The sequence below is a fragment of the Candidatus Glassbacteria bacterium genome, from assembly GCA_019456185.1.
Taxonomy (GTDB): domain Bacteria; phylum Gemmatimonadota; class Glassbacteria; order GWA2-58-10; family GWA2-58-10; genus JAJRTS01.
In genome coordinates, this window is sequence record VRUH01000120.1 from 316 (window position 1) to 2,820 (window position 2,505).

The window sequence follows — 2,505 nt, forward strand, 5'->3', positions numbered from 1 at the left end:
TCGAGGTCCCTCAACCCGCAGTGAATCCGGCCCCAGCTTTACATAAGTTTTATAGTGTGACGCTTCCCGCAATACGGGGATCCGGATCCGGACGTCCAGATTACGGATTCCGGCGGATGAGCAGCTGCAAAACGCACGGATTTCGTAATCGATCGGCACGGTTTTCGTAAGCCGAAAATGCCGGGTGCTCGGCGTTTTTAGTGACCGAGCTTTTTACTCTTCCGCTGGCTGAGAGCGGAAGCCGCGGCAGACTTCTGTTTTTTGGTTGACCTAGGGTTGCGAAGGACTCTAGCAGCGGCACTGGCAGCCTTCTTACGGGTCATCTTTTTGTGGGCCATAACTAATCAACTCCTTGCGCTCGGGACCGTTGGGATTTTGATCGGTTTCAGGAAGTCGGTTTTCCCGTTGGCGAAGTGCGCGAAATAGTAGTCGGGTAGATCCATGAACCGCCGCGCCGTCTCCGGACCCACGAAGTCAGCCAAATAGCTGATGTCATTCGGGCTGAAATGCCGGAATATGAAGACGTGATCGCTCAGGCTGAAAAAGTTTTTACTGAGCATCGCGATTCGACGCGTTATCAGAGTGATCCCGACGCCGCGATTCCGGCCCCGCAGGATCGCCCGCATCGCGGGGTCGCCGACTTTCCCACGCTCCGGGACGTACATCTCCGCCTCTTCGCCGAATAGGCTCATATTGCCGCGCTTCATCGCCCGATCTGCCATCGCATCAAACATCGCGCCTTCCTGATTCGGGGGCGGCACCACTCGCTCCAGGACGCCTTCTTCTTCGATGTCGGCGAACTGGTCCAGGGGATCGAGCACGCCGACCGGATTTGTTTCGCTGCTCATCGTCATCATCAGGCTCTTTGCGAAGACCGTTTTTCCCGTTCCGGTCATGCCGCAGATCGTGATCCGGTTCGACGTTTTGACCTCAACGCCCAAGGCCGTAATCCCCGTATCGATGCTCAGCGGCCGCCGGCTCAGGATCGTTCAAAATCTCCACAACCTTGGCCACGGCGTCGCGCATCCAGTTTCGGGCATCTGCCGAGTTGTCAACATCCTCCGCGATCAAATCCCCAAAGCCCGCGAGCATCGGAATCAGCGTCTGAATCATCGCGTAGTCGCCCTCGAAAACCTCACTCGGTAGGGAGGATATTTGCGATACCATCTCCTGAATAGCTTTCGCCTCCCGGCTCTTCGGCTGATACGGTGCTTGTGATTGGCTCATCGGGGCCTCTTTCTATACGTTGCTCTTTGCGATGATCTTCCGATTCATCTTCCGATGATTCCTTTCGCTCGGAATTCAATCTCATAACAGCGACCGTCTTGTTACCGACGACGCCGAGCGTTGTCACGACGGCCACCGTCAAGGGATTCTGAATCGAAATGAGCGGGGCCCAGGCTTCCGCCAGCGTCTCGATTTCGGCATCGTTAAATGCGGCCTCGTGCGAGACACGTTTTTCCGTCATATATTCGACGCCGTAAACGATTGGGACGTTCACCGTTCGCAGCGCATGCTTGACGATAGCTTTTGAGGCTCTGTGCCTCTGCTCCGGTGTCAGCGGCGTCGGTCCAGCAGCCTCTCCTGGACTTATTCCGTCCATTATCTCGGATGGTTCCACGTCCGGAATATCGCCCTGGTGGTCAACCGTAACCGTGATCTCGCCGTCAACCGGCGCGGTCGGTTCGGTTTCGTCATTCATTTCCGAACCTCTTTTTCAGCGCCGTGCCAAGCGCGAATGAGGATGCTTTTTCACTCTCACTTCCCGCCTGTGATTCGACCGGCTCAGGTTCCGGTAATTTCGCAGACGCGCGCTCTCCGCCAGCCTTTTTTATGACCGTTGCCTTCCGCTCTTTCTCTGTGGGTTTATCATCGTCGCGCCCCTGAAATCTTCCGATCTCTGACTGGGGAATCCTCCAGGTGCTCCCTTTGAATAGCTGGCCTCCCTTTATCGTGCCGTTCATCACGAGAGTCCGGATCCGGCGCTCCGAGTAGTTGGTCCGGCCCGCGAACTCTCGTATCGTCAGCAATTTTCCGGAATGTGATCTGCCCATCCCTCACCCCCAGTCCACGCGCCTTTCATCTATCAATCGCGATGGAGCTATCTGCACTTTTCGCGTTTTTTCCATGATTGTAATCTGCACTTTTACACGAAAACGTGTACCTGAATTTCGCCCTGTTAGGGTCGGCCAACATAGCACGATATGGGCCTTGTATGTTGACCATTTCGGCCGTAAATATGCGGAGCCGGCGAGATGCCGGGTCTACCCTAGCCGAGAGGTTCGACTCATGAATCCAGCGTTGTTGCAGCTGCTCATCACAATCGCAGTCGTCGTCACCGCCATCGTAGTGGAGCGGCGATTCATACGGGGCCGCATCTAAGCTCCCGCCTGATCGCTCCTGGTCGGCCGGCGGCTGGTCCGGCGCACGGATCGCTCCGTGCGCCGGATTCGACGCTAGCAAGGGGTAACCAATGCAGTATTTAGGCCCGAAAACCGTTCAAAC

At 56.2% G+C, this 2,505-nt stretch carries 4 protein-coding genes; all 4 read right to left on the reverse strand.

Annotated features, from left to right (window positions below):
• Positions 1–344 precede the first annotated feature (344 nt).
• The 4 genes from FVQ81_18250 to FVQ81_18265 are packed head-to-tail and all read right to left on the reverse strand — an operon-like array spanning position 345 to position 1,964.
• On the reverse strand, positions 345–941 hold the full coding sequence (locus FVQ81_18250) for an ATP-binding protein (GenBank protein ID MBW7998472.1): 597 nt from the start codon (positions 939–941) through the stop codon (positions 345–347).
• Positions 931–1,113, reverse strand: a complete 183-nt coding sequence (locus tag FVQ81_18255; GenBank protein MBW7998473.1) for a hypothetical protein — start codon at positions 1,111–1,113, stop codon at positions 931–933. Before FVQ81_18255 ends, FVQ81_18250 begins: the two co-directional genes overlap by 11 nt.
• A 22-nt stretch (positions 1,114–1,135) precedes the next feature.
• A complete protein-coding gene (locus FVQ81_18260; GenBank protein MBW7998474.1) occupies positions 1,136–1,702 on the reverse strand; it encodes a hypothetical protein in 567 nt (188 codons plus the stop codon).
• Positions 1,695–1,964, reverse strand: coding sequence for a hypothetical protein (locus FVQ81_18265; protein MBW7998475.1), 270 nt, complete (start codon positions 1,962–1,964; stop codon positions 1,695–1,697). Before FVQ81_18265 ends, FVQ81_18260 begins: the two co-directional genes overlap by 8 nt.
• Between the last annotated feature and the right edge of the window lie 541 nt (positions 1,965–2,505).

Bases quoted from the DNA above. Each gene is read 5' to 3' on its own strand.
- FVQ81_18255 (MBW7998473.1), bottom strand. From the start codon at position 1,113: ATGATTCAGACGCTGATTCCGATGCTCGCGGGCTTTGGGGATTTGATC.
- FVQ81_18260 (MBW7998474.1), bottom strand. From the start codon at position 1,702: ATGAATGACGAAACCGAACCGACCGCGCCGGTTGACGGCGAGATCACG.
- FVQ81_18265 (MBW7998475.1), bottom strand. From the start codon at position 1,964: ATGAACGGCACGATAAAGGGAGGCCAGCTATTCAAAGGGAGCACCTGG.